The 5,996-nt window shown below is 68.0% G+C and carries 6 protein-coding genes; 4 read left to right on the top strand and 2 right to left on the bottom strand.

Annotated features, from left to right (window positions below):
- Positions 1-91: 91 nt before the first annotated feature.
- Positions 92-2,323 carry an alpha-L-fucosidase gene (locus tag P1P70_RS38865; protein WP_319246190.1) on the top strand — a complete coding sequence of 744 codons (2,232 nt, stop codon included), beginning with the start codon at positions 92-94 and terminating at the stop codon, positions 2,321-2,323.
- 180 nt (positions 2,324-2,503) lie between these two features.
- On the opposite strand, the gene P1P70_RS38860 is transcribed toward P1P70_RS38865, so the two are convergent.
- On the bottom strand, positions 2,504-3,049 hold the full coding sequence (locus P1P70_RS38860; protein WP_319246188.1) for a hypothetical protein: 546 nt from the start codon (positions 3,047-3,049) through the stop codon (positions 2,504-2,506).
- Positions 3,050-3,346: 297 nt separating this feature from the next.
- On the opposite strand from P1P70_RS38860, the gene P1P70_RS38855 reads away from it, so the two are divergent.
- The 3 genes from P1P70_RS38855 (at position 3,347) to P1P70_RS38845 (ending at position 5,083) form a co-directional block, all read left to right on the top strand.
- Positions 3,347-3,817 carry an NUDIX hydrolase gene (locus tag P1P70_RS38855; RefSeq protein WP_319246186.1) on the top strand — a complete coding sequence of 157 codons (471 nt, stop codon included), beginning with the start codon at positions 3,347-3,349 and terminating at the stop codon, positions 3,815-3,817.
- A 188-nt stretch (positions 3,818-4,005) separates the two neighbouring features.
- Entirely contained in the window at positions 4,006-4,650 is a 645-nt protein-coding gene (locus tag P1P70_RS38850; RefSeq protein WP_319246184.1) for a dihydrofolate reductase family protein, read from the top strand.
- Positions 4,651-4,750: 100 nt separating this feature from the next.
- Positions 4,751-5,083: a glyoxalase superfamily protein gene (locus P1P70_RS38845; RefSeq protein WP_319246182.1), complete on the top strand. Its 333-nt coding sequence runs from the start codon at positions 4,751-4,753 to the stop codon at positions 5,081-5,083.
- Positions 5,084-5,236: 153 nt separating this feature from the next.
- Here P1P70_RS38845 and P1P70_RS38840 read toward each other — a convergent pair whose 3' ends face one another.
- The gene (locus P1P70_RS38840; protein ID WP_413471649.1) at positions 5,237-5,692 is read right to left on the bottom strand and encodes an NUDIX domain-containing protein; all 456 of its coding nucleotides are present in this window, start codon (positions 5,690-5,692) and stop codon (positions 5,237-5,239) included.
- Between the last annotated feature and the right edge of the window lie 304 nt (positions 5,693-5,996).

Genomic DNA, 5,996 nt, shown 5'->3' with positions numbered 1-5,996 from the left:
GTGCTCTCCCTTCCCCCCCGAGCACGCCCGCGTGAGTCCCCTTCCCTCTCCACCCACCAGCACCATCACCCAGCCGCCTTGGAGGCCCCCGGTGTCGAGACAGATCAACAGACGTCAGTTCCTGGCGGGCGCCACCGCCGTCGCCGCGGCGACCATGGCCGGAGGTCTGCTCGGCGCCGGGACCGCCCAGGCCGCACCGAGCACCTACACACCCAGCTGGGACTCGGTCGACCAGCACCCGGCGGCCCCCGAGTGGTTCAAGGACGCCAAGTTCGGCATCTACTTCCACTGGGGCGTCTTCAGCGTGCCGGCGTTCGACAGCGAGTGGTACCCGCGGACCATGTACCAGAACAACAGTGTCGCCAACCGGCACCACGTCGCCACGTACGGCAGCCCGTCCGCGTGGCCGTACCACAACTTCATCAACGGGCAGGACGACCTGGCCGGGAACCACAAGGAGTTCGCGCCGAAGCTGAAGTCGGCCGGTGGCAACTTCGACCCCGACGAGTGGGCGCAGCTGTTCGCGGACGCCGGGGCGAAGTTCGCCGGGCCGGTCGCCGAGCACCACGACGGCTACTCGATGTGGGACAGCCAGGTCAACGAGTGGAACTCGGTGGACAAGGGCCCGGGGCTCGATCTGCTGGAACTGTTCACCGACGCGATCCGCGCCAAGAACCTGAAGCTGCTGGTGGCGATGCACCACGCCTACAACTACAACGGGTTCTTCCAGTACGCGCCGGCACAGTCGGACCCCAGCCTGAAGAAGCTCTACGGCCAGCTGGGCGCGACCCAGGAGAACCAGCTCTGGTACGACAAGCTCAAGGAGGTCATCGACCGGTCCGAGCCGGACATCCTCTGGCAGGACTTCAAACTGGACGGGGTCGACGAGACGCAGCGACTGAACTTCCTGTCGTACTACTACAACCAGGCCAACGCGTGGGGCAAGGAGGTCGTCGCCACCTACAAGGACGGCTTCCACCCCCAGGGCGCGGTCTTCGACTACGAGCGGGGTGGTCCGGCCGACCTCACCGCGCCCTACTGGCTCACCGACGACAGCGTCTCCAGCACGAGTTGGTGCTACACCGAGGGCATCGGCTACTACAGCGTCAAGCAGTTGCTGCACTCGTTCATCGACCGGGTCAGCAAGAACGGCAATGTGCTGCTGAACATCGCCCCCAAGGCCGACGGCACCATCCCGCAGGCCCAGCGCGACCTCCTGCTCGGCATCGGTGACTACCTCAAGCGTTTCGGGGAGTCGATCTACTCGACCCGGGCCTGGACCGCATACGGCGAGGGTCCGACGAAGATGGGCGGCAGCACCTTCGCGGTACCGACCTCAGGTACCGCGCAGGACATCCGCTTCACCCGCAACAAGGAGAACACCGCCCTCTACGCCACGGTCCTGGGCTGGCCCGGCAGCTCCCTGACGATCAAGACGCTGAACTCGAACCGGATCAACCTCAGTTCCCTGGCCTCCGTGAAACTGCTCGACTCGACGGAGGGCACGTACATCAGCCTGGCCACACCGACCCAGGACGCCTCCGGTCTGAAGGTCACCCTGCCGTCCTCGGCGCCCTTCTCCGCCCAGGCCTACGTCCTGAAGCTCACCTTCTCCGGCCAGATCCCCAGTCTGCGACCGATCGCCGGCGCCCTGGTGTACAGCGACGTCAACTACGCCGGGGACACCGCCGCGCTCCCCCTCGGCAACTACACCGCCGCCGATCTCGCCCTCGCCGGGATGTCCGACAGCAGCATCTCCTCCCTGCGGCCGGCCCCGGGGCACCAGATCATCGGGTACTCCGGAGACGACTTCGGCGGCACGTCGTGGACGTTCACGGCCGACAACACCGACCTGCGGGTCACCGGCCAGAACGACAGCATCACCTCGCTGAAGGTGATGTTCACCCCGTCGACGTGGTTCAGGATCACCAACGTCGCCAGCGGCCTCGCCCTGGACAGCGGAGGGAACGTGGCCGGCGGGTCCAACCTCAAGCAGTGGACCTGGGACGGCCACAACAACCTGCAGTGGCACGCGGTCGACCTCGGCAACGGCTACTACAAACTGGAGAACCGCACCAACGGCATGGTCGCCGACGGCTGGGGCGCGACCAGCAACGGTGCCGCGTGCCGACAACTGGAGTGGAACGGCCACACCAACCAGCAGTGGAAGATCGCCCACCGCGGCGAAGGCCAGTACTCCATACTCAACCGCACCACGGGACGGGCACTCGACAGCGGCGGCAACGTCCCCTCGGGCTCCGTCACCAAGCAGTGGACCTGGAACAACAGCCCCAACCTGCTGTGGACCTTCACCGCGCTGTGAGCGGACCGGTCAAGGCCTTGGCTCAGGACGACGCCTCCGTCGAGTACGGGGGCGTCGGGTGCGCCGAGTGCCCGCGTCACGTCCTGGCACGACAGGTCGAGTGGGTCCGCTGAAGCGGGTCAGGCTCGTCGCTTCGGGTGGATCGGCCCGAAGCGACGGCCTGGCACGACGAGGCGGCGCTCACTGCGGGGCGGGAGGCGTGGGACGCTGAGGAGGTTCCAGGGTGGAGGGCTTCGCGGGCATGGGAGCCCCGCACGCCGTCCCACTGGCGTCGAAGACGATCCCGGCGCCCTCAGGGACCTCGCCCGCGGCGAGGAACACCTCCCAGCGGTTCTTCTCCAGGACCCAGCCGAAGGAGCCGCTCTCCTCGACCGGCAGTTCGCTCCTCACCCGCCAGCCCCGGTCCCTCAGCACGGTGAGCACCGGCTCGACCGCCTCGCGCTCCACCATGTCCTCGGTCTGCGACATCCCCCACACGCGGCACGGTTGGCCGTGCTCGCCCAGGTCCAGGAAACGAAGACGCCCTGCTCCGGCGGCGGAAGCGGCGCTGCGGAAATCGTCACGCACAGTACCGACGGTCAGCTCTTCCCCGGCCGTCTTCCCGGCCTCACGAGCGCTCGCCGTGGACAGCCCGGCGGTCCCGTCACTCGTGCCGTCACCAGCACCACAGCCCGTCAACACCGTCATGACCGCCATCGCGGCCACCGCCGCTCCCACCCCACGCATACGCCCTGCCTCCCTCGTCACTCCTGTGACGCGGAGTGTCGCACACGGCCTCCCCCCGAGCCGCAGGAGCACCGACTCGAACCGGATCGTCGCGTACACGCGCAGTGCGTTGGGCTCGCGACATGTCCTTCGTCGTACCTGCGGAGCCGAAGCGTGTGGAACGGCCGAAGAGCCGATCGTGGGTGGCCGGTCGGATCCAGGGCTCTGGAGGCGGTTGCGTGTGTCTCCCGGGGCTCCGCCCCCGTCGGTCGGTCGATCTTCTACGCTGACGCGGTGATGGTGTGGGAGAGGGGACGCGTGCCGCGCCCGAGCGCCCGTGTGGTGCTGGTGGACGACGCCGATCGACTGCTGCTGTTCTCCGCACGGGACAAGGCGGGGGGTTCGGTTCGCTGGTTCACCCCCGGAGGCGGTGTGCAGCCGGGAGAGAGTCACGAGCAGGCGGCCGTGCGGGAGTTGCGGGAGGAGACCGGGCTGACGAACGTCTCGTTGGGCCCGGAGATATGGCGAGGGCGTCCGTGGGTGACGGTCCGGGAAGGCGTCGCCTACGAGGTTCGGCAGCGTTACTACGTCGCCCGGGTGCCCGAATGTGACGTCGACACCTCGGCCTTCGAGGACATCGAGAGGGCCGCGATCAGCGGGCACCGCTGGTGGAGCGCCGCGGAGTTGGCCGTGACCTCCGATGTGTTGCGACCAGCCGAGTTGCCCCACCTGCTGGCGTCATTGCTGAGGGACGGCCCACCAGCCCGGCCCATCATCGTGGATGGCTGAGCCTTGCCGGATGGTCCGTGATCACGGCGGACAGGGTGAGGCTGGAGCTGACGGCGAGGCCGTCTCCGGTGCCATCACTCCGGCGCCGTCGGTCAAGGCGCCCGAGCGCGGGCCCGCGCGGCGATGAGTTCGCCGGTCCCCACAGGTCTACCTTTTGACCGGGACGACCACCTCATCGGGAGCAAGCCATGGGCCTCATCCAAATCGAACTGTTCGCGACGCTCGACCTCGTCGGGCAGGCGCCCGGCGGCCCCGACGAGGACCCGGCCGGGTTCCCGTTCGGCGGCTGGCAGGCACCCCTGCTGGACGAGGTCGCCGGGGCACAGATCGGCGCAGCGTACGAAGGCACGGACGCCCTCCTGCTCGGACGGCGGACGTACGACATCTTCGCTGCCTACTGGCCGCACCAGAAGGGCGGCGAGGACGGCGAGATCGCCGCCCTCTTCAACCGTGTCCCGAAGTACGTGGCCTCCCGCGGCACGCCCGATCTGTCGTGGGCCGGGTCCACCCAGCTCGGCCCGGATCTGGCCACCGCCGTACGCGAGATCCGTGACCGGCACGAGCAGGTGAAGGTCGTCGGGAGCCTGAACCTGGTGCAGAGCCTCCTGCGTGAGAAGCTCTTCGACCGTATCGACCTCTGGGTGCACCCGATCGTGCTCGGAGTCGGGAAGAAGGTGTTCGACGGCGGCGAGGTGCCCACGAACCTCAGGCTCCTCGACCCACCGGCAGCCGGTCCCGCGGGCACCGTGTATCTGCGCTACGCACTCGCGGACGGTACGCCCGGCACGGGGGACATGAGCGCCCCTGATCGCGGCGTCGGGCACACCGACTGAGGCCGCGAGACGCCTGACCTGCGGATCGGACCGCACCGGATCGAGGAGAACGGGGCCCCTCCCCGCCGAGTCGCACTGGGCGATCTGCGACGATGACACCATGGACGAAGAAGTCATTCCCATCCTCCGCGTCGAGGACGCCGCGGCGGCGGTCGCCTGGTACGAGCGGCTGGGCTTCGCCAAGCAGTGGGAGCACCACTTCGAACTGGGATTCCCCGCATTCGTCGAGGTCGCTCGGGGCGGGGTGCGCTTGTTCTTGTCGGAGCACCAGGGCGATGCACGTCCCGACACGTTGGTCTACCTCCGCGTTCGTGACGTCGACGTCATCGCGTCCGAGTTCGGGGTGCCGGTGAAGGATGCTCCGTGGGCGCGTGAGATCGAGCTGCGCGACCCTGACGGCAACCGGCTGCGGCTCGGCACACCGACGGAATGACCATCGCCGCCGGCGCGCGGCAGACTGCTTTCCGAAGTTGTCGTCAACCCGCCACCCCGACGAGGGGTTTCTGGACCGCCGAGCACGGCAACTGTCGTCGGAATCGCAGCGTTCTCGGTGTTGCCGCGCTTGTTGCAAGCAAGGCAGGCGAGGTCAGGAGTGCGCGCCCCGGGACGCCAGATACCGGTTGAAGGCTTCGTGGCTGTCGGGGGTGAAGCGCCACTCCAGCAGGGCCGACCGCAGCTCCAGCTCCGTCAGCCAGCCATGCCACGCGACCTCATCGGCATCGGGGACCACGGCATCCGGCACCAGGGCTTCGTGCACACCGAGCCAATGCGGGCTCAGGCCGCTGCGGTTGATGAACGTGAACAGCAAGCGCGGCAGCACACGAATGCCGAGCTCTTCGGCCAACTCCCGTGCGGCGGCCTGCTCATAGGACTCTCCGACATCCACGGCGCCACCGACCACAACCTCGTAGTGCCCGGGGAAGCGCGACAGGTGCTCCGACCGCCGATGGATGAGGATCCGCTCACGCTCATCACGACACAACGTCACGGCGACTCGGTGCAGCCAACCCTCCCGGACGGCCTGACGGCGGCTGACCACCATCCCCTGGACACGATCTTGATCGTCGACTCGCTCCACCAGTTCATCCACGACGCACACCCTGGCAGAGCCCACCGACAACGCCGCTTCCCGTCCTGCTCAGAGCTCGCCCAAGATCCCGGACGGCATCAGGCACATAGCTTGGCGTTCGACCGGTGGAGACTGAACGGAACGCGTACCTGCGACGTCTGAGGTACATGAAGGTATCGCGCCAAGCCGCCATCCTGTTTCTGAGTGCCGGGTTGTTTGCCTCAGGGTGCTCGTCGTCGTCCGATGGACGGGGCGATGGCACCGGCCCCACCCTGCC

This window comes from Streptomyces sp. MB09-02B (genome assembly GCF_033794485.1).
In the GTDB taxonomy this organism is placed as follows: Bacteria; Actinomycetota; Actinomycetes; order Streptomycetales; family Streptomycetaceae; genus Streptomyces.
The sequence above is the reverse complement of the archived record's forward strand: the minus strand, read 5'-3'. Positions and strand labels throughout refer to the sequence as shown.

Excerpts from the sequence above, each read along its gene's own strand:
- P1P70_RS38850 (WP_319246184.1), top strand. The coding sequence starts at position 4,006 with ATGGGCCTCATCCAAATCGAACTGTTCGCGACGCTCGACCTCGTCGGG.
- P1P70_RS38845 (WP_319246182.1), top strand. The coding sequence starts at position 4,751 with ATGGACGAAGAAGTCATTCCCATCCTCCGCGTCGAGGACGCCGCGGCG.
- P1P70_RS38860 (WP_319246188.1), bottom strand. The coding sequence starts at position 3,049 with ATGCGTGGGGTGGGAGCGGCGGTGGCCGCGATGGCGGTCATGACGGTG.
- P1P70_RS38840 (WP_413471649.1), bottom strand. The coding sequence starts at position 5,692 with ATGGTGGTCAGCCGCCGTCAGGCCGTCCGGGAGGGTTGGCTGCACCGA.